Origin of the sequence: Vibrio sp. 1CM8B (genome assembly GCF_023161685.1) — a bacterium.
Taxonomy (GTDB): domain Bacteria; phylum Pseudomonadota; class Gammaproteobacteria; order Enterobacterales; family Vibrionaceae; genus Vibrio; species Vibrio coralliirubri.
The window spans coordinates 839856-864950 of record NZ_JALNTU010000001.1 but is presented as its reverse complement, the minus strand read 5'-3'; the positions used below and the strand labels follow the sequence as shown (position 1 = coordinate 864950).

Below are 25095 nucleotides of genomic sequence, written 5' to 3'. Positions count from 1 at the left end.
GCTAAAGTCGACTTGTAATGAGTAGGCTTTGTCGTGCTCGGTTGAGATCCCTCATACAGCCCTGATTCTGGTGATATTTTAGGAGTTTAACCATGAATCAGTCTTCACTACTTGCCGAATTTGGCGAACCAATCACTCGCGTTGAAAACGCACTGCAAGCTCTGCGCGAAGGTCGTGGCGTACTTCTACTTGACGATGAAGATCGTGAAAACGAAGGCGACATCATCTACTCAGTAGAACACCTAACCAATGCTCAAATGGCGCTTATGATCCGCGAATGCAGCGGTATTGTGTGCTTGTGTCTAACCGACGAGCAAGCAAACCAACTTGAACTTCCACCTATGGTTGTTGATAACAACAGCGCAAACCAAACTGCGTTTACCGTAACTATCGAAGCAAAAGTTGGCGTAACAACAGGTGTTTCTGCCGCTGACCGTGTAACAACGATCAAGACAGCTGCCAACCCAACAGCTAAGCCTACTGACCTTGCTCGCCCTGGCCACGTATTCCCGTTACGCGCGCGTAAAGGTGGTGTACTTGCTCGCCGTGGTCACACAGAAGGTACTGTGGATCTTATGCAAATGGCTGGTCTTCAATCAGCTGGCGTACTATGTGAAGTAACCAACCCAGACGGCACAATGGCAAAAGCGCCAGAGATCGTTGCTTTCGGTAAACTACACAACATGCCAGTACTGACCATTGAAGACATGGTGATGTACCGCACTGAGTTCGATCTTAAGCTTGCGTAACGTTTAGTGCTAAACGCTTCTTAGCACTTAAGCTAACGAAACTCAGAAATGAACATTGAAAGACCTCACTCTTACTGCTTTTTCTAGTTAAAAGTATATAAAGGGTGAGGCCTTCTTCATTTCCTACACTGAAATCTAAGTTCCATCTCCCCACCGACGACTAACCTCTCAAAAAATCCTGCAAAATATGAGAAACATTCACTCGAATGGTGAACTCATGCACCATTATTGATCATCCATAATTACAGATAAATCATAAGCAACTGAAATGTAACATTTATTTATTTTGGCACGGTGTCTGCACTACCACTAAGTAGGTATACAAATATTAGGAGTTGAATATGTTTGTAGTTATTTCAGTGGGTTTATCCCTATTAGTACTTGCGGCCCTGTTTCATTTCTCAAGGAAGAGACAAACAGCGCTATCACACCGGTTTGAAACCTTAGTTCTGCTTAGAGAATTATTGTTGTTATCACGCAAACACCGCGCAGCAACGCATTACGCTCTAGCATATAAATTGTCTAGTGACTCGATTCGTAAAGTGAACGAGATTTACGACAACATACTTGAAGTATCTGAACTGCTTCAGTCCCATGTGTCGTTTGATAGCCGCCCTATGTATCGCATCTATCACCTCAAGCTCATCGCCATGCACAGCGACTGGCAAAACCGTAGCTTGGTGCGTAACCAATCGATTCATGGCAAAACGATACGTCACAGCATGTTCTTAATGGATGAAGTGATGATCATCTGGCTGATTCAGTCTGAACGAGAAGACATGAGCCGTGAGTATCACATGAATTGGCAACAGATCTTAGACTGCATGGAGATCCTGACCAAGTTACGCATGTGCATACCTGATATGGAAAGGCCTGAGGAGTACGCGAGATTCAAATTCTACGCATCTCAGACACACCGTAAACTTAACCAATTATCGATTATCTGCCCTATCAGCAGTGGATCACCTATTTGCACACGTGCGATGCATGCACTCACCGAGATTGCATCAAGCACTGAAGCGACCCAACCAGCAGATAGCATGTACGAATTAACCAGTGATATTTCTAGCGTCGTGTCGCAAGTTTACGACCAAGTATTATCCGACATTACTAGAAGCTTGTATCAGCCTTTACCAGACGTAAACGAAAAGGTGATAAATACCCGATTATCCGTACATCATTACATGTAAAGACTTCGTGAGAGGAGAGCGTGCTGGAACTCTGAATTATTGAGTTCAAATCCGATATCACCATTGATATCGGATTTTTGTATTTATGGGTTGTAGATTTATGTGGGTAAGCATTTATGCCACTTCAAACATCGCCAGACTTGATATCACTAGACCAAGCTTCTGCGGCAAAATCAATGAACTGACGAACTACAGGCAACTGATAACTACGAGACAAATACACCGCCCACAGCACACTACTCGGTGAAACAAAATCATCCAAAATTCGTTTCAATTTGCCATCCGCAATCAGTGGATTGGCTAAATCACAGGGCAATCGAACAACCCCTTTACCATGCTGTGCAGCGCGGGTTAATACCCCAACATCATTAGCTTTGATAGTGCCAGACACCTCAACCGAAAAATGCTGATTATCCTTAACGAAATCCCACTTAGAAACACTCAAATGGCGGAAACAATTGTGCTGTCGAAGCTCGTCGACTGTTTTAGGTTGACCATGTTTGTCTAAATAAGCTTGCGATGCACACACCACCGAATCAATTTCCATTAGCTTACGAGCAATCAAGCTATCGTCAGGTTGATCGGTATAACGCAGCGCAATATCGATTCTGTCATCCACCAGCTGAGCAAAACGGTCAGAAGCAAAAAGTTCTACCGTGATATTGGGATGAAGTTCTGTGAACTGTTCAACCACATCCAACAACATGTGCTGAGTCAAACCAATCGGAGCAGCTATGCGAATAATTCCGGAAAGAGCATCGGTTTGATTAAGCGCGGTCACTTCTAACTCCGCCGTTTCATGGAGTATTTTCTCGCAACGTTGCAGCGCAATTTCCCCTGCCGCCGTCAAACTCACCTTACGAGTCGTTCTGTGCAACAACCGCTGTTTTAACCACCCTTCTATCTCTTGAACATGACGCGAAACCTGCAACCGACTCATGTCCAAATGCTCTGCTGCTTGAGTGAAACTGGCACAATTTGCGACTTCAACAAAGCTACGCATCGCCGTCAATCTATCCATCACACTTTCCCTTATCCACTGAACCAAGCCTATTAGTTAACTATATAGATACAATCTACATCATTTTACGATATTTATCGCAATCTAGTGAGCTATTAGACTGCAATGGCTGTCGAGAAACAGACTCAATAAATTAGATAATTGGAGAAACATTATGAAAATTGCAGTATTAGGTGCATCAGGTTGGATTGGTAGTCACATCGCTCAAGAAGCTCAAGCTCGCGGACATGAAGTTGTTGCTGTTGTAAGAGATGCAAACCGCGTAGAAACCCAAGGCATTGAAGTTCGTTCATTTGATTTACAAGACGAAGCCGCAAATCTAGCAAGCGCACTATTCGGCGTTGATGCAGTAATTACTTCGATTGGCGGACGCGCTCTAGGTAATCACGACATCGTAAAAAGCACAGCAACTAAATTGCTCGCAACATTACCGAGCATCGGTATCGATCGCCTACTTTGGGTTGGCGGAGCTGGCTCATTAGAAGTAGCGCCAAACGTACCGCTAGTGACTGTTCCTGACTTCCCTGCGGATTACAAAAACGAAGCGCTAGCACAGGGCGAAGCTCTTGAAGTGTTCAAGCAATCTAATAGCGAAGTTAACTGGACGTTCGTTAGCCCTGCCGCAGAAATATTCCCGGGCGAGAAACTATCGACCTACCGCACTGGTGGCGATCAACTGCTCACCGACGAAGATGGTAACAGCAAAATTTCAGTCAGCGATTACGCTATTGCGATGATTGATGAGCTCGAAGCTGGCAAGTTCCCGCGCCAACGTATTGGTGTTGCTTACTAATGCTCAAATGTGTATTAGGTAAGCTCAATAGGCACTAGAAAGCAGAAAGCCGCTGACTTTTAGTAAGCGGCTTTCTATTTTACTTATCGAGATAATCATCATATCAGTGGCAAATGACCTGTTTTCACTAGGATAACCGTCTCTTCTTCCACATAAGGGAAATGCTCGCTCATGTGAGGGCTGCGCATCCATGTGTGTTTTGGATACTCACCATGTTCGTCTTTAAAGGTGCCAGAAAGTACAAATATCTCTTCACCGCCAAAGTGGCGATGCGGCTGAAAACGTTCGCCAACCGGCCACTTCACTAACGCGACATGCTCGTGTTCGAACTCATGCAGTGGCATCACTTGTAAGCCGCCAATACCCTGAAGCCATTCGGTTTCCAAAGTATTAATGCGAACTTGAGTTAAGTCTCTCGCGTCAAACTGGTTGAGCTTAACCAAGATCTTGCAGCCATTTTTGCTGGATGGCGAATGCGCGCTGCCCGGCGGATTACGGATATAAGTGCCAGCAGGGAAATCACCCGTTTCATCGGAGAAAACACCCTCTAATACGAAGATCTCTTCACCTTGCGGATGTGGGTGCTCAGAAAACGAAGAGTCAGGATCGTACTTCACCACGCTGGTCGTGTGGCCCGATTCTTTCTCTTCTCTTTCTAACGGCTTACGCCAAACCCCTTTGGCCGGGCTCGCGACCCAATCTAATGTCTCGGTTTCTATAACCAGTCTCTTTGAAAAGTCCATGTTGAACATATTGGCGACCTTACTCTTGTTATCGTTTTAATTATTATTGTTGTCTTTCTCGTTTCTATTCTACGCGAATACTGATCAAGGAGGCTATCTCGCTGCTATTTTGCCTGCGCGACAGCCACCTAAAAAGAATCCTGATTAATTACGACCAGCAATCACACCGCCATCAACATCCCAGATTGCGCCCGTTACCCAATCTGCACTGTCTGACAGTAAGAAAGAGATGCTATTAGCGATGTCTTTCGGCAAACCAACTCGACCAATAGGATGGAACGCGTTGAACCCTTCTAGCGCTTGATCCACTTCTTCAGGTTTGATGAAAGATTCGTAAATCGGCGTTTTAACGACTGCTGGAGAAACCGCATTCACACGAATATTGTAGTCTGCAAGCTCCATCGCCATGTGTTGCGTTAAAGCATGCAGGCCAGCTTTAGCCATTGAATAGGCAGAAGATGGCGTCGCTTTGATTGCCTGTTTCGCCCACATAGAGCCTACATTTACCACGTTTCCGCCACCGTTTTTGATCATCAACTTGCTAACAGCTTGAGTGATGAAGAAGGTTGCCTTATTAAGCTGCATATACTGCTCGTAATCAGATTCTTGGTGCTCAATAAACGCTTTAGGGTTGAAGTAACCCGCAGCATTCACAAGGTAGCCAATGCCTTCTTCGAGCGACTCTAAATGCGCAATAAGGCGAGACACACTTGCATCATCATAAAGGTTAGCTTGCCAACCAGAAGCGTGGCCCAACGATTGCAATTCTGACACCGCTTTATCTAACTTAGTTGGGTTATTGCCGACAACCAGTACATGGATATTTTGAGCGACTAACTGCTTCGCTGTTTCAAAGCCCATACCACTTGTGCCACCGATTACTACTGCAATACCATTTTTAGTGAAGTTCATTTTGTTATCTCCTAAGTCATGTGAACGTGGTAATCTTAGGCTTTGAACTAACACTATGAATAGTAAGTACAAATCGGTTAGGTAGGTACTTATTGGTACATCTTTATGAAAAATCAGGAAAACTTTTTTTCAAGAAAATCTGCACCAGAGCGTTCCGCTCGCATGGTCGAAACCATCTACGGCTGTAAATGGTCGCTAACGGTTTATCAATTACTGGCAAATGGCATTAATCGCCCTGGTGAAATGGTGCGCTCGGTCGAAGGGTTATCGACCAAGGTATTGAATGAATGCTTGAAGCGAAATGTGGAGTTTGGGATTTTGGATAAGCAGATGTTCAACGAACTGCCACCAAGAGTTGAGTATCAAGTGACGCCCTTTGGTGAGAAGTTCTTACTGATTCTGGATCAACTGGAAAATCTACAAAACGAAATCGATGAGATGTAAGCCCACGCTAATCCGCTCTATTTCAAATAATGGACTGCATGCGCCATTTAGCTGACTGGCATTTGCTCAAAACGGCCTTTTACAAAATCAATGAAGGTTCGAATTCGGCTCGGTTGATAGCGGTCTCGATGATAGATCGCTGAAAAGTCGACCTTAGGCACCACCCATTCTTCAAACACCTGCTCCAGTTGCCCATCATTGAGCTCTTGTAAGCAATAGATGGTTGGAACACGAATAATCCCATTTCCCGACTTAGCGCCTTGTACTAACACTCGCCCATTTTTACATTGCAGTCTGCCCGTCACATGAACATCGACCGTTTTCTTAGTGTCATCCAAAGCTTGAAAGCTCCACTTACGCACAGACCCCGTTAAGCAATCATGGTGGATGAGGTCTTTAGGATGGTTTGGCTTCCCTTTGCGAGTGAAATACTCAGGGCTCGCGAGTGTTCCCATCTCAATGTCCAAAAGCTTTCGTGCGATAAAGCCCGCGTCTTCTAGGCTCCCCATACGAAAAGCGATATCAAAGGCGTCTTCAATCAAATCGACTCGGTTACTACTGAAATCAAGGCTGATGCTGATGTCTGGGTAGAGCTGCATAAACTCATTGACCAGATCCGCGATGATCACCTCACCCAAATAACCGCCAACACAGTTTACTTTTATGTCGCCACGTACTTCTTCGACATCATCCACAGCAGCAATCAGAGCTTGGTCTATATTATCTAAGGCTTGTTCACATCTCGCGTACAGATCTTGCCCCGCGTGCGTCAGCCTTAAAGTTCGAGTGGTGCGGATAAACAGAGTCACTCCCATCTGTTTTTCTAGGCTACTCACTTGGCGTGATACGTGGGAACGAGACACATCCAACTCCTCAGCCGCTTTGGTGAAATTACCTAAGCGAGCGATAAGCACGAAGGAGCGAATATCAGACAGGTTAATTTGATTGAGCATAGTCGCCAGCTTACTAATGAAGTTATGAGATAGACGCTTTTATTGTTGCACCACAGCAACAGTGTTTCAAGTAAAGAGCTATATATCAACAATACTATTTTCCTTAATATACCTCCATCGCAACGAAGCAAGGCAACAAGCACTTGATTCGAATGCACTTAAACAACACGTCGTAGCCAACCGACGCAATAAAAGTACAGAGGAAATAAAATGAAAAAACTAATCGTAATTACAGGTGCAAGCTCTGGTATTGGTGAAGCAATCGCTCGTCGTCTAAGCGATGAAGGTCACCCTCTTCTACTTTTAGCTCGTCGTGTTGACCGCCTTGAAGCGCTGAATCTACCAAACTCACTATCAGTGAAAGTAGACGTAACAGACAAAGCGTCTTTTGATGCAGCAATCGCACAAGGTGAAGAGAAATTTGGCCCTGTGGACGCGCTTATCAACAACGCTGGTGCAATGCTTCTTGGTCAAATCGATACTCAAGACGCTCAAGAGTGGAAGACAATGTTCGACGTGAACGTAATTGGTCTGCTAAACGGCATGCAATCTGTACTTGCTCCGATGATGGAACGTAACACAGGTACTATCATCAACATCAGCTCTATCGCGGGTAAGAAAACATTCCCAAGCCACGCGGCTTACTGCGGTACTAAATTCGCGGTACACGCTATTTCTGAGAACGTTCGTGAAGAAGTGGCGGCTTCAAATGTTCGTGTTACCACTATCGCACCGGGTGCTGTAGAAACTGAGCTTCTGTCTCACACAACATCTCAAGAGATCAAAGACGGTTACGATTCTTGGAAAGAAGACATGGGCGGCGTATTGGCAGCTGACGATATCGCTCGCGCTGTATCATTCGCTTACCAACAACCACAGAACGTATGTATCCGTGAGATTGCTCTAGCACCAACTAAGCAACAGCCATAGGCCTTTGCTATCGCTACTAAATAAGCGATAAACCAAAAAGCGCCACTACTGAATAAGTAGTGGCGCTTTTGTTTTGATTCAATCTAATTGTTAGCGATAAGCGAGATTAGAACTCAACGCGGTAAACTGATGTGCTACCACTCACTTCGTTGCCAACCGCAATAAAGTGGTTACCAGAGCGAGTGAAATACTTAATTGATTCAGGGCCTAAATCACCCGCTTTAGCGTTGTAAGTATCGTTGTCGCAATCACCGTCTTCATCAACCTTGGTGCACACTGGTTGTGTAAAATCTCGGTTGTTCAAGTAGCTGATGAAACTTGCGCTCTTAGGCTGAGTTACATCATAAACCATGATGCCACCTTGGCGTTCAAGCCCAATAAATGCATAGTGCTTGCCGTTGATCTCAGCCACTTCGATCGCTTCAGGTTCTACGCCTTTATCATCACTACGATCGTCACCGCTTTGGTTGTTATCATTGGTGCTGTTGAAGTTTGCAGGATCTTGCTCAAGTACGATTCGAGCAAAATCATCGCCGCTATCAAACACTAGCTCGCCTGACTCATCCCAGATAGAGAAAGAACGGCTACCGAATGCTTGAACCTTTTGATCAGCAGCGAGTGTCTCTTGTGGCTTAATCACTTTAAGACGTGCAAGTTGCTTGTTGTCTTTCAATGCGCCAGCTAATGGGTGGTTAGCGTCAACGTCTAACTTCTTGCCACGCACTTCATCGACATAAGCGATACTAAAGTCTTTTTCTGTGGTGTAGTTTTCGGTGCCTTGATAGTCATCGCCATCCCACTCAAAACCTTTCTCATCACACATTTCTTGCGTAGTCTTGATGCCATATTCACGACCATCACCTTCGTTCGCAGTCACGATGTAGGTGTTGCCATCAACACTGTAGCTAGTGATGCTATCTGGCATGTAGAGGCCTTCTAACATCGCGTAGCTTTGTAGATTACCGATATTTTTGTCTTTGTTTGACGCATCTAGCTTAGCGTTATCCCAAGGCTTTCCGCCTAGCCCAAGAATCGCATCCACTTGTGCACTCGCCACATCAATCGCAGCCAAAGCGTTGTTCTCTTGAAGGGCAACGTAGAGTTTTCCGTTATCCGCAAACGTTAGGTATTCCGGTTCAAGATCTTGAGCAACGGTTGCATTCGGCGCAGAGATTCTAACCTTGTCGGTCAACTCTGCATGACGAGGCTGACCTTGATTAAATGCCTTGAAATCAATTTGAGTGACTGTCGCTTGCAACGGGCCCTTGGTTAAATCCACCAGCGTTACTGTACCTTCAGGGTCAATAGTGTAATCCGCATTCGGCTCACCTTCATTTGCAGAAGCAATGTAGCGACCATCTTTCGAGAAGCTCACCATGTCCGGTAATGCACCAGCCGTATAAGTAGTGATCAGCTCTAATGTGTCTGAACGATAAAGTGCAATGATGCCGTTTTGCTGCTTGTCGGCATTTTCAATCGCGACAGCAACTAATCCTTGATGAGTCGACACACTGTTCGCTGCACCAATATCAATACCAGAAGCTGCAGCCGCTGATTGAAGATCAATCGAACCCGAAGATGTTGGTTCGCTAGCTGAGTTCATTGATAAAACATCAACTTTCTGAGCTTGAGCGTTCACAACATAAAGCTTGTCGGTACATGAATCGTAGCTGACGATTTCGGCTGCAGAAGTATCAAACGGGGCGTCGGCGATTGAACGGCCAACTAGGCTGATTCCGGTTACCTCAGCATTGGAAGCGCTTGGCTGCTCGATGGATTGGCATTGAAGGCTAAAAGCATCAAGTGATGTTTGAGATGGCGTAGCAGTCGTTGGTGATGTTGAAGTTGATTGAGAACACCCAACTAGAGCAGAACTTACCGCGATAGGCAGTAATAGTGTCAGCTTATTAAATTTACGATTCATATATCCTCCATGATTTGAATCGCGATCATAGAAGGCTTTAATGACACTTATCTTTCTCTTTTATTAATAATAAATGATGACAATAGGTTTCTTTCACTCATAACAACAGGGAGTTAAGTTGAGCGATCGATTAACAAGTAAGCAAAAAAAAGCGCCCAAGCTGGCTGATGCTTGAGCGCCTTTAGTAAACTGAATAGGGAGATTAGAAGTTGTAACCACCACCAATCATGAATACCCATGGGTCGATATCAACGTCTGTTGAGAACTGTTGACCATTAAACTTATATTTTGCTGTAGTGCCGATATCTGCATACCAAACCGATGCGTTCAGGAACCAGTCTTCATTGATCATGTAGTCCATACCAATGTTTGCTGCTAAGCCCCAAGAGTCATCAAGAGATAGGTCGCTTAAACCTAGATCTTTCGCTCCTTGATTTAGTGACTCATCGAAGAAGACAGTGTAGTTGATACCAGCACCTACGTAAGGGCGGAAGTCACTGTTCGCTTGGCCAAAGTAATACTGAACCATAAACGTTGGTGGTAGGTGTTTAGTATCAGCAACTTCACCTAGACCAGTTGCAGAAATGTTGTGAGAAAATGGGCTTGCCGCTAGTACTTCAAAGCTGATGTTATCTGTAAACATGTAGCCAAAAGTCAAACCAAGTTGAGTGTTTGAGTCTACAGAGAATTCTGTATTTGGATCATTCAACACAGCGCCACTGCTATCGTTAGGAGATACCGTTGCTGCACCTGCACGGATGATGAAATCACCTTCTTTATGAGCAAGAACATTGGTTGACATAAGAGCCGCAATAACCGCAATACCACATACTGTTTTTTTCATTATAATTTCCTTTTGGGGGCTTAATCTTTATTGGTGAATGAGTAATCATTTCTTATTTTGCGTGCAAGGTAGCATAGAATAACCCTACTTTATTGATGGAAATCAATTTGTGAAAAATTGTGATTATTTATGTAAATTTATATCGACCCGATCACTTTATTCCTTCATTTTATTGACAGTTTTGTAATGCAACTTTTCCGTGCGTCATTTTGTTAATTCAATCACGTCACTTTGCTCAGCTCTCTTTGGATCAAAATAGAGCAAGCCAATATCTCGAACGCTTCATTTTGGTGCAGAGCAACAAGAATCAACCTCGCCTCGTATAATATTCAATGAGTTACATTTGGCTTAGTGCTTGCAAGTCTATGTTCATAATCATAAATACATTGAGGTTCTGACCATGCAAGACACTCTAACAATCGTTCTGGCCGGCGGTGTTGGCTCTCGGCTTTCCCCTCTCACTGATAACCGTGCAAAACCTGCGGTACCCTTTGGTGGCAAATATCGAATCATCGATTTCACTCTCGCGAACTGCTTACACTCCGGGCTACGCCAAATTTTGGTACTGACTCAGTACAAGTCTCACTCTTTGCAAAAACATTTGAGAGATGGTTGGTCGGTGCTTAACCCCGAGCTCGGCGAATACATCACCAATGTTCCCCCACAAATGCGAACCGGTGATAGCTGGTACAGCGGTACTGCCGATGCAATTTATCAAAACTTGTATCTACTTTCGCGGAGTGAAGCCAAGCATGTGGTGGTGTTATCCGGTGACCATATCTATCGCATGGATTACGCACCAATGCTCAAGCAGCACAAAAAGAACGAGGCCGACCTAACCGTGGCCTGCATGGAGGTTTCGATTGACGAAGCTAAAGAGTTTGGTGTGATGGAGATAGACGAATCTCTAGAGATCAATAACTTTACCGAGAAGCCACGTTACCCTGCATGTGTGCCTGGTAGGCCAACTCGAAGCATGGCTTCAATGGGCATTTACGTCTTTGATAAAGAAGTACTAACACAAGCGCTACTGGCGGACGCCGAAGATCCGAACTCAAGCCACGATTTTGGTAAAGACATCATTCCGAAATTGGTCGGCAACAACAGTGTTTACGCATACAAGTTTGGGGATGAAGAAGGCCGAGTGACCCAAGATGCGTACTGGAGAGATGTTGGTACTATCGACTCTTATTACCAATCCAACATGGACCTGTTAAAGCCAGCTTCGCCTATCGATTTATATCAACCTGATTGGGCAATTCGTACTTACGAACCGCAGCTGCCACCCGCACGAACCATTGCTTCAGTTGAAGGTAACCAAGGAATATTCATCAACTCGATGATAGCGAATGGCGTTGTAATTGAAGGCGGCTCGGCGCAAAACTCTATCTTCTTCCCTAAAGTGAAAGTCAGTAATGCCGCGATTGTGATTGATAGTATTTTGTTTGAAGATGTTGAGATTGGAAAAAATTGCCACATACAAAACTGCATCATCGATAAGAACGTTAAGGTGCCAGATGGAACCCAGATCGGTGTTGATAGCCTTGCCGATGCGAAACGCTTCCACATATCAAAACAAGGCGTGATTGTGGTGCCCTCTTCTTACCAATTTGAAGAGTAATCTTTGACATTGGCGTAGCTTTTCTTTAAACGAAGGCAGCGAATTCGCTGCCTTCTTATTTACTCACACGGCTTCAGTTAAGCCTTAACTGTCCATGTATTCGATTAAACAGAAACCTTAGAAAGGCCCTAGCTCAATCATTTGAGCAATCACAACTGAAATCAAAGCGCCTACCGACCAGAACAAGAACAGTGGTAAGAAGAAACGAACCCACTTGGTGTAAGGTACTTTTGCTATAGCCAATACCGCCAACAAGCCACCATTGGTTGGGTAAATATAGTTAGAGATACCATCACCCAATTGAGAAGCCAGTGCCGCCACTTGACGAGTCACTTCACCAATATCTGCCAATGGAATAATGATTGGCATGGTGATCACCGCTTGGCCACTGCCCGACGGAATAAACAGGTTGATCGCAGCCTGCGAGAAGTAGATCCCTGCAGCTGCCACAAGTTTAGAGCTACCAGAAATGATCTGTGCAAGATAGAAGATAATTGAATCAACAATCTTCGCGTCTTCCATAATGGTTAGCACTGAACGAGCGAAAAAGATGATCAGTACCGCGACCAATACGTCGCTAACACCTTTGGTCCAGTACTCACAGATCTTGTTCGGAGATAAACCCGCCACCAAACCCGGAATGATCGCCATCGCCACGAATGCACCCGCAATCTCAGTGAAGCCGAACCCCATCGTCAACGTGCCGAAGATCATGTATGCGAACACGCCCAAGAACGCGATGCCCGCAAGCTTTTCACGTGTGGTCAGTGTTTTCGCTTCAACGTTAGATTCGTAGTGGTAACCCGTACCGTGCAACAAGCCTTTGGTCGGATCTTGCTTAACTTTACGCGCGTAGTTAAGTACATACCACGCACCCGTTAGCAACATGAACATGCCAACAATAAAGCGGTACCACATGCCTGAATACATAGGCAGTTCAGCGATAGTGTGTGCGATACCCGTAAAGAAAGGGTTAGCCAAAGCGGCGGCGAAACCGGCACAACTTGCCAGTAAAACAACACCAAGTGCCGTGATCGCGTCATAACCAAGCTTGATACAGATCGGGATCATCAAAGAGATAAAGATGACATCAAGTTCACGCATACCGGTGAAGGTGACGTTGAAGAAGATCGCCGTCATGATCACAGGTGCAATCACGTATAAGCCTTGCTTCTTTAGCTTAGTGGTTAGTGCAACAACGGATGCGTCTAATAGACCCATGTGTTTGATAATGCCAAAAGCACCACCCACAAATACCACAACGCCCATCACGCCAGAAGCGGATTTGAAGCCTTTAAAAAATGATTCGAAAAAAGAGGCTAATGTTGTTGGGTTGCTGGTCAATTGTGTGTAGCTGTCTGGGTCGATAACCGTGCGGCCATTCATGACCACTCGCTCGAATTCACCAGCAGGGATGAAGTAAGTTGCGATTGCAGCAACGATCACCATGATAACCAAAGAGAGAAACGGGTGGTTTACTTCTTTCTCTGTCGGCGCTGCGTTACCAGCTTGAGATGTAGGTACGGATGTGGATACCGTAGTCGTCATATAGACTCCTTATTTGTCAGCAACTAAGGATCACTTAGCCACCGAGAGGGATTTTTGGAAAAACGAAACCCTTCACGCTGAACTAAGTTCGCGCTAATTTAGGCTGTTTCAAAAAGGCCTTTGATAGATGGTGCTCTCAAATGTACATAGTGAAGTAGTGAGTACTACTCTCTTTGCGTCCGAGCAAAATGCAGATGTTTAGCCAAGTCAGGCCAAACTGAATGAGGTCATTACAAGCAGGTAAACAGAAAAGTCTGTTTTGGTAATGCGTTTTTTATCAATTACAAAGACAAGCGGCGCATACTAGCACAACGAGTCATTAATTGTCAGAAAAGTGTGAGTTTCGTCATATTTTGGTGAGCAACAAAAAAGCGCCCACTAATAAGCAAGGCGCTTTCCTGCAATCGAATCGAGTTACTTAGGTGCTAATTCGTAGTTTTCTTGCATCTCATGAGGGGCAATCCCGTACTCATAATCTGCTAAGTAGCCATCCTTATAGACCTTCATTCCCTTCTCATCCCAGCTCACTTTGATCATCGCCGTGTTGCCATCTTCACTGCCTAACAGCTCCAGCATTTCTGCATCAATCTTAATGGCTTTGATGGTTTTAATACGCTTAAACGGCTTAAATTCAGTGGTCGAGGTTGGCAAAGAACCGTAGCTGCTGATCCACGTCTCTTTAGGTACTAGCCATTGGTTGAAAACATCATCAACAATCGCTTTCGGCATGCTTGCGATAACAACAGAATCTGCCATTACGTTGTTTGTCTCTAGGCTGTAACCGCCCTTTCCGTCCGAAACATAAGTAGGAAAATCAATGCCAATTTCAGACTCAGCTGGTAAACGGCCTAAGGTGACCGACTTCTTAACGTACAGTTCTGCCGTTTCAAATTGCTGCATGATCTCAGGGATCTTCTGAAATTCAACTGGGGCAGCAAAAGCATTAAAAGCGAAAGAAAGGGAAGCTGCAATTGCAGCGAATTTAACAGGCATTTTCATGATAATGGATCCAAATAGAAGATGGCTGTTAGAGTATCCCGTACTAACAAATACCTCAATAAACTGCAGCGTCTTATATTTGTAATTGTGATACTGAGTGATGAAATCATAAATAGTTACTTTGCCCTTCCACTTCAGCTCGGCCCGCCTAGTTTCGCTGCTCTTCAGTTTCAACCTAAAAAATATCACTCATTTTTACCGTACTGTCAGCCTTATGTCAGTGGCGCAAAATGGTAAGTCCTGTCTTTGAACGAACCTAAAATGAGACCTCGATCATCATTTTGAGGTTCTCATGAAGGCTATTTACATCATTGCTGCCGCGTTGTTGCTGAGCAGTTCCTTAGCAAACGCAAATGTGCACAAGTGGAAAAATACCGAATTTCAAACCTATTCCGACAAAACACAAGTCAGGTTCTTATTGGTAAACCGTTACACCAAACAAGCGGATTACTACCTACGAATTGATGACAAAGAGTTTCCAAACAAGATCCAATTGGATGCAAACCAAGAGATAGAGCTGGATATCAATGTTAAGACGCCAGCCACTCAAACAACCAAGAAGAAGATTTGTACGCGCATGGTGACGGATTCCCCGAACAGCTACGAAGTATGCACAAACCTTAAATTCCAACGATATTAACGACATTCAAGCGGTATCAATTATGCGGAGAACAATCAAAGCGTTACTTAGCGTTTTATTTGCTGTCGCTTCATTGGCCATTGCTTCACTGACAAGCCCGGCATTGGCAAACCCAATACCGAGTGTATCTAACCCTTCAGGTACCGACCGAGTTCGAACCTCTGAAGGGGCTTCATGTGAGCAAGCAATTTCCACAGGTAAAACCGTTCAGTTCGGAACCTATGGATCAACCGGCAATGAAGATAGCGACAGCTATTACAACAATTATTACTACCAAAATCAGGATGAGGCAGGCGTATACGCGGCTGTAACATTTCAATTTGGTGGTGAGGATCGAGTTGACTGTCGTCGACTCTACGAGTTCGAGCTCCGTGAGCGAGAACGTTTAGAAGAGCTAGCTCAAGCGGAACATGAGCTAAAGCTATTACAAATCGAAGCAGAGAAATATCGTCTGCTGAAGATGGAACAAAACAATACCACTTTTTCGGAGTAAAAAATGCTTAATAGAAAACCATTACTTGGCCTGGCTGCCATGTCTGTATTTGCCACTGGTTCGGCGTTTGCCAAACCACCAGACCATCAAGATGACAAAACAGGTGATGTTGTATTCTCAGCATCTGTCGAGTCTCAATGTGGGATAGAAGCAACAGAAGACCAAGCCGACTTGGCTTTTGGCGAAAGTTACAATGAATCTCACGCGACTGTAAAGTTAGTCAGCAACAGAAACGGAATCAAAGTTCGAGCAGAAGAAATCAAAATCGAATCGTTTAACGGCCAAATTCAAAAAGGCGATGTGTTTTTCCAGTCAACGGGGACAACAGAGCTAGATCAATCTGCAGTTAGTTGGGAATCGGGTGTAGACATCACTCGGGATCAAATTCGTGAAGATAACAATATGAATCTTTTCGCTCGTGTTGCGGTTGATGAAAGCAATCTCGATGCTAGTGATGATTACGAAGTAAAAACAAAATGGAAGATTGAGTGTAACTAACCCATCATCTCTCCCACGGTAAGCCCTTTAATCACGAGGGCTTACTGACCCAGAGGCACTATGAAAACTCTAGTTTTATTCTTGGCGATATTGTTTATCGCGCCCTATGCCGTGAGCACCGGGTTTGATAAGAAAGAAGTCGAACATTTCAATCAAATGTGCGTCGATGGCTCATACAACCACCAACGCCGAATCTTTGATGCACTGTCGAATTCTGAATACATCGATTGGTCGAGTATCGAATTAATCGACACCGAAAGTCGCGTTAACTACACCGATACTACCGTCGAAATTAAGCAAACCGACCGTGTCACGTGCGATCTTATTGTCGAATACAAATATCATCATGCCGATATTGTACTGAGCTCAAGCTATCAGGTCTCTCTCAAAGATAAGCAAACCATCAGTAATGTGGCGGTTACTGAACAAGCGGTCACGGACTTTATTGTCCGCGTTATGGTGAACTAACATGCTACGATTGATTGTCGCATTCACTTTAATCAGCTTATCCAGTTGTACATTGGCATCCAATAACCACTCAACATTAAGCTTTAAAAAACATGTGAGAGAACGCTGCGGTTTAGAAGTGATCAATAACCAAGGTGAGATGAGTTTTGGTCGAGAATACGATGGCAGAGCCATCACGCTCAAGCTGGAGTCCAATCGCAAAGATTCTCGATTATTGCTCAAACTGCAACATATTGACCTAGGCTCAATTGATGAGTCTCGTATTTCAGAACTTGTGCGATTCAAAGTCGAGACGCCGGTTCGTTATGAAGGCGACATTAATTATTGGCGTCAGGGCGTCGAGTTTCCTGTCGATCAACTTGCATCCAATAAAGAAGTCGATATTCGAGCACGTATTACTATACCCGAGTCTCAACTCACAGCAGGAGAGTTTCACTTCAATATGGAGTGGGCAGTTGAGTGTCTATAAATTAGTAACTTAAGCTGAGTTTTTAATCAAAGAAGAAAAAAGTGAGTGAGCTGGAAAGAAAATCAATGGAGTGACAAGTTCGGAATTATAAAACCGATAAAGAGAGATTCACTGGGAATTCGCTGTAGGTTAGCTCAAATTATCAAGGATGGAGTTTTTTTGAACATGTCTCTAAAACACGAAACATAATATGCGATCAGTTCATCGGACTTTCAAGGGAGTAACAAGAGAATATTTGATAACACTGAAGTCAATCACACATGTGCTAATTCTCAGTTGGTTAATCTATCCGATGTTTGCTACGTTTAAATGACACAGTCATTGGAAAGGTATGATTTATGAAAATAAATGTTCAAACACATCATGTATCAATTAACGACGAGTCACGCAAAGACATCGAAGGTAAATTCGAGAAGATATCTAACCATTTCCCATCACTGATCAGTTGCGACATCATCATTACTAAAGAACACGGTCAACATCAGGTTGAAGTATTCACCAACTACGAAGGTGTACGAGTAACAGCAAAATCTACAGACGATGTTATGTACCCAGCTATCGCTTCAGCACTCAAGAAACTTGAAGCAGGCCTAAGTAACCGTAAGGGACAATTGAAAGCCGACCTACACGAGAAACCAACAAGCACGAAGCCAGAGATTGCTTCGGACATCATCCAAGAGATGAAATTGGTCTAACTCGATAAGTAGTTAAAGCGAAATAACGAATAGAAACTTATTAAGAATTTCAAAGCCAGCACATGTTGCTGGCTTTTTCGATCTTAAAGCCACGCAAACCTTCCCTTCTTTACCGTCTCTCGAATTCAGCTCAACCCCACATCATTATTAACGCCCTTAAGTTCGTAGCAGCTATAACAATCACTTGTGGTATTTGATACAGTTATAAGCAGAAATTTAGACCACAACGGAATGTTTATTATGAAGAAAATCGCGTTGATACTTTTCCTTGCCACTCAACTAATGGCTTGTACAGAAGTGGGCAGTGAAGCTTGGTGTGCCGATATGAAAGAAAAGCCTAAAGGTGACTGGACGGCTAATGAAGCGGGCGATTTTGCCAAGCACTGTATTTTCTAGGCGGGTTGTATTGGGCTGTTCAGAGTATATCGCCCGAAACCGTAATTGCTAAATGAAGCAAACAAAAAATCGCATAAGTTAACGCTTATGCGATTTTTGTATGAAGAGACACCTAACTAATTTGTTAGGAACTTAAAGAATAATCATCCCATCTCGATAAGTCAGTGCTGGTGTTACATCTTGGCCAAGTAAGACTGGGCCATCGAGGTCGACGATCTCAGATTGAACGGCAATAGGCAGAGCTGCACGCATCGCCAACGATGTACCGAGCATACAGCCCGACATCAGAGTAAACCCGAGCCTTTGGGCTTCTTCTGCAAGTACCAATGCTTCAGTCAGGCCGCCCGTTTTATCGAGTTTGATGTTGACCATTTCATACTTGCCCAACAACGATGAGAGCTGTGAAGTGGTATGGCAGCTTTCATCAGCACACAGTGGGATAGGATGCTTGATGTGTGCCAGCGAGGCATCATGCTGTTGTGGTAAAGGTTGCTCAATCATCGCGATATCAAACTCAGTCAGCTGATTGAACAGCTCTTCGAGGTTCAATCCAGTCCAAGCTTCATTAGCATCCAGTACAATTTTAACTTCTGGTGCTGCTTCTCGGACAGCGCGTACACGCTCTACCACTTGCTCACCATCAAGCTTCACTTTTAGAAGTTTCGCACCGTTCGCCACATAATCTCGAGCTTGAGTTGCCATCGCTTCTGGTGTGCCAATCGAAACTGTCATTGCGGTAACAATCTGCTTAGGTAACTCGAACAAGCTATTCGGAAAGATCTGTGCGTTTTGCTGCGCTTGATAATCCCAAAGCGCACAATCGATAGCATTACGTGCAGCCCCTCCAGTCAATAAAGACTGAAGATGATCTCGTAATTCTTCAGGATCGGTCATACCACGCTCAAAAGCCGTTTCAAGAGAGCTAGCAGCTTGTTGAATTTGCGCCAACACTGACTCGGATGACTCACCATAACGCGGGTAAGGTGTACACTCGCCTTGCGCTTGTTTGCCATTATGTTCAATGTAAACGCGAACAACATGACACTCTGTTCGGCTGCCTCGAGAGATGCGAAAAGGCGTTTGCATCGCGATAGTAATAGGTTCTGCTGTAATCTTCATAATTTCACTCGGTTGATGTTCGCTTTAACAAATGGAAACGTAGAAATGATGAAGTCGTTAAAGTGAATGTCGCAAATGATCAGTAATGTGTTGTACACCAAAGCGCACTGGATCTGTCACCGGCACTTGATAGAGTGTGGTCCATTCTTGGCACAATGTCTCAGCATCTTCAATGCTAATCGCCGATGTGTTCAAGCAGATACCCACCAGCTTCGCGTCTGGATTGGTCAGTCGTGCCGCTTGCAAGTTGGCTTCAATCGTCTGTTCTATGCTTGGTAATTGAGCATGAGGAAGGTTACGAATATGTGGTCGCCCAACTTCATGACACAACACTAAGGCGTTAGCTTGTGCACCATGTAAAAGACCCAAACTCACGCCTGCAAACGAAGGATTGAACAAAGAACCTTGCCCTTCAATGATGTCCCAATCATGATCGGTAAAATCAGGGCTAATTGCTTCAACTGCGCCAGAAATAAAATCCGCAACCACAGCATCAATCGAAATACCGCTGCCTTCAATCAAGATACCCGTCTGCCCTGTCGCTTTAAACTGAGCAGATGTTCCCGCTTCTTTAAGCGATTTTTCGATAGCTAAAGCTGAAAACATTTTGCCGACTGAGCAATCTGTTCCGACAGTAAGCAGGCGCTTACCTTGACGAGGCTTACCGTTACCAACATTAAGAACACCGTCAAAATGGCGTACATCATGAAGCTTAGTCAATCCTTTTTGCTGCATGTCAGCAAGCGGTGAAAATTCACTCAATCGTTGGTGCATGCCAGATGCAATCTCATATCCCATTTCTGCAGCGGCCATAATGGTTGACTGCCAAGAATCAGGAATTACACCACCCGGATTTGCGGTGCCAATCACTAGGGTCTTCGCACCCTGCGCTTGTGCCTCTTGCAGGGTCATGTCCGTTAACCCCAGTGAAACGGTATCGTCAGTTAAACGCAGTTGACCTAAGCAGATTTCTGGTCGCCATTGATGAATACCGCGAGCTGTTTTTGCGGCGAGTAGGTCAGTAACATCCCCAAGAAAAAGAAGGTAAGGTTGAGCGATCGACATGAGCATTCCTAATTAATAAGTCCTTGTATGGATTTACTTTAATTAAGAACTTAGAAGCTGCCGAATGCCTATTTATGGCGAGCCTATAACCTTAAGTTATAGGGTGAGTATGGTTCTTCAATGAAGCGATAAATTGCTTAACGGAAATCGACTGAGGGGTGTGCTCTGCGCAAAGCATCGATACCGAAAATTGGATATCTGGTTGAAGTGGCGACACACAAACCGAGTCGTCATTTTGATATTGCTCTGCCGTCCACGGATCAACAATCGCAAAACCTGCTTGGTACTTGACCAGTTCTGCAGCTGCGCTATACCCACGTACAGATATCGGATGGTGGTAATGCTCATCTCTCGCAATAAGGCTTTGATGTAACAGGAGGCCTAATGGGTCGCGGCTATCAAGCCCGATGATTGGTAGTGGATAATTGATCAGATCATCTAACGTTAATTCCGCGGCTAAATGATCAACCGTATTGGAAGGAACCAAAACCTTAAGTGATTCGGTTAATAGCGTTTCACTTAATATAGCAGGCGGCGTTTCATCGCCAAACGCGATAGCAATATCGAGCTCATGTTTTAGCAACCCTGCACACAGTTCGTCGCGATTGGCTGTCAGTAACTCAAAAGAGAGTTCTTGTTCACGAGACATTTGGGCGATCACTGGCGTCAGCAATTTGGTCGCCAGAATTGGAGGCGCACCAATACGCAGGTGCTGATGGCCTTGTTTTACTTTATTGGTCAAAGAGCGAAATTGACCCAGTTGCTGATAGACCTTTTCCGCTTCTGGTAGCAAGGTCTTCGCTTCAACCGTTGGTACCAATCGACCTTTAACTCGTTCGAATAAACCAAACCCGAGTTGTTGCTCGGTGTGCGCCAGAATACGGGTCACGTTAGGCTGGGACACATGCAAACTGCGCGCGGCTCCAGATACAGTTCCGGTCTGCATAATGGCGTAGAAGACTTCCAACTGTCTTAGGTTCACATTGATGTCCTTATGGTTCACGAAACAAATCTAGGGCTTGGCTTTTAGCGTGAGTTTATTTTAATAGCTCTTCTATCGTAGGTTGGAGTATCTCAGCCCAAGCTTGATAAGCCTTAGCATTCAAATGTAGGTCATCACATGAGTATTCGTTCGAAAGAAGCTGATTAGGTGACAATACAGAATTCACATCTAAGAACGTAATGCCTTGCTGGGAACAGTACTCGCTTAGCTTGCGATTGAGCAGTTCAACCGACGGATTTAAACCTTGCAGTTTAGAGCCAACATAAAGCGTTGATTGCACCAAGATTCGAATATCATTTTCTTGCCACACCTTAAGCATATCAATGTAGTTCTGGTAGATATGGTCGACATCATAACCCTGAGCTAAATCGTTTATCCCTGCCATAAAGCAAACCAGCTTGGGCTTCACATTCAACGTCGTATCAATACGGCGTAACATACCTGTTGTGTTATCACCCGCTAGACCGCGATTGACCATCGAGATATCACGGAAAATATCCGCCCACGGTGCCCACTCGGTGATCGAGTCACCAAACATCACTAGGTCTGCATTTGGAGAAAAATGGCGATGATTATCTGATGTCATGATGTAACGACTCATACTGTGCCCTCGTTGCTGAATCTCAGACTGAAGAGCGACCGCTTTGAGGATCTCGCTATCTGGCGTGGCGCTATCAAATTGAGCCAGCAATCCTTCGATATGAGGCTTAAAAGGGCTAAGACGAGTGCTCAATTGATGATGTTCTTTAAGGGAAGATAACCTCTCTAGTAATGCATACAGAGAGCGGTTTTGACCAACTTCTTGGAATAACTGATAGAGATCGAGGACAGAGTGTTGCTGTAGCGCGGCAAGTAATTGCTTGTCTTCCATGGTGTTATCTAACCCTTCAATTATCTGATGATGAACTCAAGATAATATCCGATTGCGTACGGGATAGATAACACTAGAAGCAGAGAATTACTTTTCTTTGATTAATAGATGATTACGGTTATCACGGCTTTTCTTGATCAGCTCGTTGCTCTCATCCATTTCATCAGACTTAGCAAGGCGATCATAAAGCAACACGTTAACTGTCGCAGCCAAGTTCATGCAACCAACCGTTGGTACATACACAACGTGATCTGCTCTGTCGGCGACATCTTGAGAAATTGAACCGTCTTCAGGCCCAAAGATATAAATGGCATTTTCTGGGTGTTTAAAACGCGGCAGTGGTGTTGCACCTTCTGCGAGTTCTACACAAACAATTTTCGTTTCTGAATCAAGGTTATCCAAAAACGACTCGACACCCGTTAGTGGGATAGTACGCGCAGCACTCTTGGTATCGGTGTGAAATTTAGCGGCTTTTTCGTAGCGTTGCCCTGTGTATTTAACTTCGTCGACTTGGTAACAACCAGCCGCGCGCATAACAGCACCAACGTTTGTCGGGCTCTTTGGATTAGTTAAACCAATAGTCACATGGCTTTTGTTCATGAATCTTTCTCACTTAACGAATAGACATAGCAGGGTGCTACAAAGCGTCGCATTCTACCAAAGCAGCGGCAAATTCAAAAGCATCGTAAAAAACCACTCTTTTTGTCATTAAGCCCCTAGTTGCAAGGCTTCTAACATCAAAAACCTAACCGCCATCATGTTTATAAAACAAAAACATTTCTGGATAACAATTCGACAACAAGTCCATTTACATTTTAAAACCACATTAATAATGTGTTGAAAATTGCATGAGATAATCACACAGGAAGCGTGACATGACCCTAACCATCAAAAACCGCCTTTATATTCTCTCTTTCATTCCTTTGCTACTAATGGCAATTGGCATGATGAGCGTGACGTATATGAAGAGCACCGAGCTAACCGCACAGCAAGTTGAATCGACGCGTAGCAATATGATGGCGATGAAAGAAAAGGAACTCAAAGCGTATCTACAAATGGCCTACTCTTCGATCAGCCCATTTTTGGATAGAGGTGCAACATTAGAAGAAGCCTTACCAACATTAAGAACGTTAGAATATGGTGAGTCTGGCTATATTTTTGGTTATGACTCGAAAGGTGTTCGAGTCGTTGTCGGGCAAAATAACGATGGTATTGGTAAAAACTACTACGACCTGCAAGACAAAAAAGGCAACTACCTTATTCGTGATTTGATCAAGAACTCAAAGCTTGGTGAATTCACCACCTACTACTTTCCAAAACTTGGTCAATCAGAAGCCCTACCGAAACTGAGCTACTCGATATTCGTTCCCCAGTGGGACTTGATGCTAGGCACAGGTTTCTATACTGACGACATCGATGCGGTCATCGCAGAGATGAAAGAGAGCTCAAATGCCGCGTTACAAAGCTCATTGACAGCCATCGCTATATTCTGTGGTTTGATTGCCCTAGTAGTTGCTGTGTTTGCCGTTGCCGTCAACCGTACCATCATGCAACCACTCGAACAGTTTGATCGTTCAATCAGCGCATTCGCGAGTGGCGAAGCTGACTTAACCGCTCGAATGGAAACCTTCAAAGCGCCCGAGTTCACTAAGCTCAGCGAGAACTTCAATGCCTTTGTAGCGAGCTTGCAAACCATCATTCGCAGCGTAAGTGATGTCGGGCAACAAGTAGTAGCCGAGACATCTAGTATGTCTTCTCGCGCTGCGCAGGTCGACGAGATTGCTACAGGGCAACGTGAAGAGACAGAACAAGTTGCAACAGCGATGACTGAGATGACCACAACGGCTCAAGAGATCTCGAGCAACGCTAGCCAAGCGGCGGATTCCGCAAAGCTTGCAGAGGGCAATGCCAAAGAAGCGCAACAGATCGTAAACGCCGCTGCAGATTCGGTGGCAGGCCTAGCGAGCGAAGTCTCAGAAGCCAACACCGTGGTGTCTCGTTTAGAAGGCGATGTACAAAACATCTCTTCTTCATTGGCGGTCATCCAAGACATTGCCGAGCAAACTAACCTACTCGCGTTGAATGCCGCGATTGAAGCGGCGCGTGCAGGCGAACAAGGGCGTGGCTTTGCTGTGGTTGCCGATGAGGTTCGTAAACTGGCAAGCCGAACTCAAGAGAGCACTGGCGACATTCACAAGATGATTGAGCAACTTAAAGCTGCCTCAGATGCTGCTGTGAAAGCGATGGATTCAAGTCAAAACCGAAGTGCGCAAACCGTGGAAGAAGCGAATGCCGCAGCCGAAGCACTGGCGAAGATCCAAGCGTCGATTGATACCATCATGGACATGAACTCGCTTATTGCGACAGCCACTGAACAGCAAAATATTGTAGGACAAGAGATATCTCAACGCATCGTGGTGATTTCTGACCAAAGCTCACAATCGGCCGAACTCGCGAATCAAAACCGTACAGGTAGCCAAAACCTCAACAGTCGTGCAAATGAGCTGTACCACTTAGTAGATCGTTTCACCGTCTAATACATTTTCGGTTTAGTAAGCCGCAATCAAACGCGACTTAACCCTAAAACACGTCGGGCTTCAGAATCTCTATTCTGAAGCCCGAACTTTTTGAGTTATTCAATTTTAAGACCAACAGAAAAGTCCCCCTCTCCCTCACTATTCATCATAAGTTTTAAGTACCTATTTTC

The 25095-nt window shown here is 44.6% G+C and carries 27 protein-coding genes; 14 read left to right on the top strand and 13 right to left on the bottom strand.

All coding sequences use genetic code 11. The features are described from left to right. Positions 1-92 precede the first annotated feature (92 nt). Together ribB and MSG36_RS03720 are read left to right on the top strand one after the other, a co-directional pair. Positions 93-749, top strand: a complete 657-nt coding sequence (gene ribB, locus MSG36_RS03725; protein WP_017054827.1) for a 3,4-dihydroxy-2-butanone-4-phosphate synthase — start codon at positions 93-95, stop codon at positions 747-749. A 341-nt stretch (positions 750-1090) separates the two neighbouring features. Next, on the top strand, positions 1091-1939 hold the full coding sequence (locus MSG36_RS03720) for a hypothetical protein (RefSeq protein ID WP_248366360.1): 849 nt from the start codon (positions 1091-1093) through the stop codon (positions 1937-1939). Between the two features lie 124 nt (positions 1940-2063). On the opposite strand, the gene MSG36_RS03715 is transcribed toward MSG36_RS03720, so the two are convergent. After that, positions 2064-2960, bottom strand: coding sequence for a LysR family transcriptional regulator (locus MSG36_RS03715; RefSeq protein ID WP_193841062.1), 897 nt, complete (start codon positions 2958-2960; stop codon positions 2064-2066). Between the two features lie 154 nt (positions 2961-3114). Between MSG36_RS03715 and MSG36_RS03710 the strand changes: the two genes are divergently transcribed. Continuing rightward, a complete protein-coding gene (locus MSG36_RS03710; protein WP_248366357.1) occupies positions 3115-3753 on the top strand; it encodes an NAD(P)-dependent oxidoreductase in 639 nt (212 codons plus the stop codon). Between the two features lie 98 nt (positions 3754-3851). On the opposite strand, the gene MSG36_RS03705 is transcribed toward MSG36_RS03710, so the two are convergent. Both MSG36_RS03705 and MSG36_RS03700 read right to left on the bottom strand, forming a co-directional pair. Further along, complete coding sequence (locus MSG36_RS03705) at positions 3852-4505, bottom strand: cupin domain-containing protein (RefSeq protein ID WP_248366354.1); 654 nt, start codon at positions 4503-4505, stop codon at positions 3852-3854. A gap of 135 nt (positions 4506-4640) precedes the next feature. Further along, on the bottom strand, positions 4641-5408 hold the full coding sequence (locus MSG36_RS03700) for an SDR family oxidoreductase (protein ID WP_248366352.1): 768 nt from the start codon (positions 5406-5408) through the stop codon (positions 4641-4643). A gap of 105 nt (positions 5409-5513) precedes the next feature. Here MSG36_RS03700 and MSG36_RS03695 point away from each other — a divergent pair, with 105 nt between their 5' ends. Then, positions 5514-5852 carry a helix-turn-helix domain-containing protein gene (locus tag MSG36_RS03695; RefSeq protein WP_004733017.1) on the top strand — a complete coding sequence of 113 codons (339 nt, stop codon included), beginning with the start codon at positions 5514-5516 and terminating at the stop codon, positions 5850-5852. Between the two features lie 47 nt (positions 5853-5899). Here the strand turns inward: MSG36_RS03695 and MSG36_RS03690 are convergent, their stop codons facing one another. Beyond that, positions 5900-6805 (bottom strand): LysR family transcriptional regulator, encoded by a 906-nt coding sequence (locus MSG36_RS03690; RefSeq protein ID WP_248366350.1) that lies wholly within the window; start codon positions 6803-6805, stop codon positions 5900-5902. A gap of 210 nt (positions 6806-7015) precedes the next feature. Between MSG36_RS03690 and MSG36_RS03685 the strand changes: the two genes are divergently transcribed. Further along, positions 7016-7735 (top strand): SDR family oxidoreductase, encoded by a 720-nt coding sequence (locus tag MSG36_RS03685; RefSeq protein ID WP_004733012.1) that lies wholly within the window; start codon positions 7016-7018, stop codon positions 7733-7735. Positions 7736-7841: 106 nt separating this feature from the next. On the opposite strand, the gene MSG36_RS03680 is transcribed toward MSG36_RS03685, so the two are convergent. Continuing rightward, positions 7842-9659 (bottom strand): choice-of-anchor I family protein, encoded by a 1818-nt coding sequence (locus MSG36_RS03680; protein WP_248366348.1) that lies wholly within the window; start codon positions 9657-9659, stop codon positions 7842-7844. A 202-nt stretch (positions 9660-9861) separates the two neighbouring features. Next, positions 9862-10503, bottom strand: coding sequence for an outer membrane protein OmpW (ompW, locus tag MSG36_RS03675; protein WP_248366346.1), 642 nt, complete (start codon positions 10501-10503; stop codon positions 9862-9864). Positions 10504-10903: 400 nt separating this feature from the next. Here ompW and glgC point away from each other — a divergent pair, with 400 nt between their 5' ends. Then, positions 10904-12124 carry a glucose-1-phosphate adenylyltransferase gene (glgC, locus tag MSG36_RS03670; RefSeq protein ID WP_050651372.1) on the top strand — a complete coding sequence of 407 codons (1221 nt, stop codon included), beginning with the start codon at positions 10904-10906 and terminating at the stop codon, positions 12122-12124. A 117-nt stretch (positions 12125-12241) separates the two neighbouring features. Here glgC and MSG36_RS03665 read toward each other — a convergent pair whose 3' ends face one another. Both MSG36_RS03665 and MSG36_RS03660 read right to left on the bottom strand, forming a co-directional pair. After that, positions 12242-13672, bottom strand: a complete 1431-nt coding sequence (locus tag MSG36_RS03665) for a Na+/H+ antiporter NhaC family protein (protein ID WP_050651371.1) — start codon at positions 13670-13672, stop codon at positions 12242-12244. A 414-nt stretch (positions 13673-14086) separates the two neighbouring features. Continuing rightward, entirely contained in the window at positions 14087-14671 is a 585-nt protein-coding gene (locus MSG36_RS03660) for a hypothetical protein (protein WP_248366344.1), read from the bottom strand. Between the two features lie 292 nt (positions 14672-14963). Here MSG36_RS03660 and MSG36_RS03655 point away from each other — a divergent pair, with 292 nt between their 5' ends. The 7 genes from MSG36_RS03655 to MSG36_RS03625 all read left to right on the top strand — a co-directional run bounded on the left by MSG36_RS03655 (position 14964) and on the right by MSG36_RS03625 (position 18330). After that, a complete protein-coding gene (locus tag MSG36_RS03655; protein ID WP_248366342.1) occupies positions 14964-15311 on the top strand; it encodes a hypothetical protein in 348 nt (115 codons plus the stop codon). 22 nt (positions 15312-15333) lie between these two features. Beyond that, positions 15334-15804: a hypothetical protein gene (locus tag MSG36_RS03650; RefSeq protein WP_248366340.1), complete on the top strand. Its 471-nt coding sequence runs from the start codon at positions 15334-15336 to the stop codon at positions 15802-15804. Between the two features lie 3 nt (positions 15805-15807). Beyond that, on the top strand, positions 15808-16302 hold the full coding sequence (locus MSG36_RS03645) for a hypothetical protein (RefSeq protein WP_248366337.1): 495 nt from the start codon (positions 15808-15810) through the stop codon (positions 16300-16302). Between the two features lie 60 nt (positions 16303-16362). Beyond that, complete coding sequence (locus MSG36_RS03640; protein ID WP_248366334.1) at positions 16363-16770, top strand: hypothetical protein; 408 nt, start codon at positions 16363-16365, stop codon at positions 16768-16770. Between the two features lies 1 nt (position 16771). Further along, on the top strand, positions 16772-17239 hold the full coding sequence (locus MSG36_RS03635; RefSeq protein ID WP_248366331.1) for a hypothetical protein: 468 nt from the start codon (positions 16772-16774) through the stop codon (positions 17237-17239). A gap of 338 nt (positions 17240-17577) precedes the next feature. Beyond that, positions 17578-17934 carry a ribosome-associated translation inhibitor RaiA gene (gene raiA / locus MSG36_RS03630; protein WP_048611638.1) on the top strand — a complete coding sequence of 119 codons (357 nt, stop codon included), beginning with the start codon at positions 17578-17580 and terminating at the stop codon, positions 17932-17934. Between the two features lie 240 nt (positions 17935-18174). Beyond that, positions 18175-18330 carry a DUF3012 domain-containing protein gene (locus tag MSG36_RS03625; RefSeq protein WP_017061679.1) on the top strand — a complete coding sequence of 52 codons (156 nt, stop codon included), beginning with the start codon at positions 18175-18177 and terminating at the stop codon, positions 18328-18330. 132 nt (positions 18331-18462) lie between these two features. Here the strand turns inward: MSG36_RS03625 and dgcA are convergent, their stop codons facing one another. The 5 genes from dgcA to MSG36_RS03600 all read right to left on the bottom strand — a co-directional run bounded on the left by dgcA (position 18463) and on the right by MSG36_RS03600 (position 22988). Beyond that, positions 18463-19449 (bottom strand): N-acetyl-D-Glu racemase DgcA, encoded by a 987-nt coding sequence (dgcA, locus tag MSG36_RS03620; protein ID WP_248366329.1) that lies wholly within the window; start codon positions 19447-19449, stop codon positions 18463-18465. 57 nt (positions 19450-19506) lie between these two features. After that, on the bottom strand, positions 19507-20514 hold the full coding sequence (gene dgcN, locus MSG36_RS03615; protein ID WP_248366327.1) for an N-acetyltransferase DgcN: 1008 nt from the start codon (positions 20512-20514) through the stop codon (positions 19507-19509). Between the two features lie 91 nt (positions 20515-20605). After that, positions 20606-21496, bottom strand: a complete 891-nt coding sequence (locus tag MSG36_RS03610; protein WP_248366401.1) for a LysR family transcriptional regulator — start codon at positions 21494-21496, stop codon at positions 20606-20608. A 55-nt stretch (positions 21497-21551) separates the two neighbouring features. Next, on the bottom strand, positions 21552-22388 hold the full coding sequence (locus MSG36_RS03605) for an SGNH/GDSL hydrolase family protein (RefSeq protein ID WP_248366325.1): 837 nt from the start codon (positions 22386-22388) through the stop codon (positions 21552-21554). Positions 22389-22475: 87 nt separating this feature from the next. Next, a complete protein-coding gene (locus MSG36_RS03600) occupies positions 22476-22988 on the bottom strand; it encodes an RNA methyltransferase (protein ID WP_017111519.1) in 513 nt (170 codons plus the stop codon). A 275-nt stretch (positions 22989-23263) separates the two neighbouring features. On the opposite strand from MSG36_RS03600, the gene MSG36_RS03595 reads away from it, so the two are divergent. Beyond that, positions 23264-24925 (top strand): methyl-accepting chemotaxis protein, encoded by a 1662-nt coding sequence (locus MSG36_RS03595; RefSeq protein WP_081228950.1) that lies wholly within the window; start codon positions 23264-23266, stop codon positions 24923-24925. Positions 24926-25095: the final 170 nt, after the last annotated feature.

Bases quoted from the DNA above. Each gene is read 5' to 3' on its own strand.
- MSG36_RS03710 (WP_248366357.1), top strand. From the start codon at position 3,115: ATGAAAATTGCAGTATTAGGTGCATCAGGTTGGATTGGTAGTCACATC.
- MSG36_RS03600 (WP_017111519.1), bottom strand. From the start codon at position 22,988: ATGAACAAAAGCCATGTGACTATTGGTTTAACTAATCCAAAGAGCCCG.
- ompW (WP_248366346.1), bottom strand. From the start codon at position 10,503: ATGAAAAAAACAGTATGTGGTATTGCGGTTATTGCGGCTCTTATGTCA.
- MSG36_RS03705 (WP_248366354.1), bottom strand. From the start codon at position 4,505: ATGTTCAACATGGACTTTTCAAAGAGACTGGTTATAGAAACCGAGACA.
- MSG36_RS03645 (WP_248366337.1), top strand. From the start codon at position 15,808: ATGCTTAATAGAAAACCATTACTTGGCCTGGCTGCCATGTCTGTATTT.
- MSG36_RS03595 (WP_081228950.1), top strand. From the start codon at position 23,264: ATGACCCTAACCATCAAAAACCGCCTTTATATTCTCTCTTTCATTCCT.
- MSG36_RS03660 (WP_248366344.1), bottom strand. From the start codon at position 14,671: ATGAAAATGCCTGTTAAATTCGCTGCAATTGCAGCTTCCCTTTCTTTC.
- MSG36_RS03665 (WP_050651371.1), bottom strand. From the start codon at position 13,672: ATGACGACTACGGTATCCACATCCGTACCTACATCTCAAGCTGGTAAC.
- MSG36_RS03635 (WP_248366331.1), top strand. From the start codon at position 16,772: ATGCTACGATTGATTGTCGCATTCACTTTAATCAGCTTATCCAGTTGT.
- MSG36_RS03715 (WP_193841062.1), bottom strand. From the start codon at position 2,960: ATGGATAGATTGACGGCGATGCGTAGCTTTGTTGAAGTCGCAAATTGT.
- MSG36_RS03720 (WP_248366360.1), top strand. From the start codon at position 1,091: ATGTTTGTAGTTATTTCAGTGGGTTTATCCCTATTAGTACTTGCGGCC.
- glgC (WP_050651372.1), top strand. From the start codon at position 10,904: ATGCAAGACACTCTAACAATCGTTCTGGCCGGCGGTGTTGGCTCTCGG.
- MSG36_RS03680 (WP_248366348.1), bottom strand. From the start codon at position 9,659: ATGAATCGTAAATTTAATAAGCTGACACTATTACTGCCTATCGCGGTA.
- MSG36_RS03640 (WP_248366334.1), top strand. From the start codon at position 16,363: ATGAAAACTCTAGTTTTATTCTTGGCGATATTGTTTATCGCGCCCTAT.
- dgcN (WP_248366327.1), bottom strand. From the start codon at position 20,514: ATGTCGATCGCTCAACCTTACCTTCTTTTTCTTGGGGATGTTACTGAC.
- MSG36_RS03655 (WP_248366342.1), top strand. From the start codon at position 14,964: ATGAAGGCTATTTACATCATTGCTGCCGCGTTGTTGCTGAGCAGTTCC.
- MSG36_RS03605 (WP_248366325.1), bottom strand. From the start codon at position 22,388: ATGGAAGACAAGCAATTACTTGCCGCGCTACAGCAACACTCTGTCCTC.
- ribB (WP_017054827.1), top strand. From the start codon at position 93: ATGAATCAGTCTTCACTACTTGCCGAATTTGGCGAACCAATCACTCGC.
- MSG36_RS03650 (WP_248366340.1), top strand. From the start codon at position 15,334: ATGCGGAGAACAATCAAAGCGTTACTTAGCGTTTTATTTGCTGTCGCT.
- MSG36_RS03695 (WP_004733017.1), top strand. From the start codon at position 5,514: ATGAAAAATCAGGAAAACTTTTTTTCAAGAAAATCTGCACCAGAGCGT.
- MSG36_RS03690 (WP_248366350.1), bottom strand. From the start codon at position 6,805: ATGCTCAATCAAATTAACCTGTCTGATATTCGCTCCTTCGTGCTTATC.
- MSG36_RS03625 (WP_017061679.1), top strand. From the start codon at position 18,175: ATGAAGAAAATCGCGTTGATACTTTTCCTTGCCACTCAACTAATGGCT.
- MSG36_RS03700 (WP_248366352.1), bottom strand. From the start codon at position 5,408: ATGAACTTCACTAAAAATGGTATTGCAGTAGTAATCGGTGGCACAAGT.
- MSG36_RS03685 (WP_004733012.1), top strand. From the start codon at position 7,016: ATGAAAAAACTAATCGTAATTACAGGTGCAAGCTCTGGTATTGGTGAA.
- raiA (WP_048611638.1), top strand. From the start codon at position 17,578: ATGAAAATAAATGTTCAAACACATCATGTATCAATTAACGACGAGTCA.
- dgcA (WP_248366329.1), bottom strand. From the start codon at position 19,449: ATGAAGATTACAGCAGAACCTATTACTATCGCGATGCAAACGCCTTTT.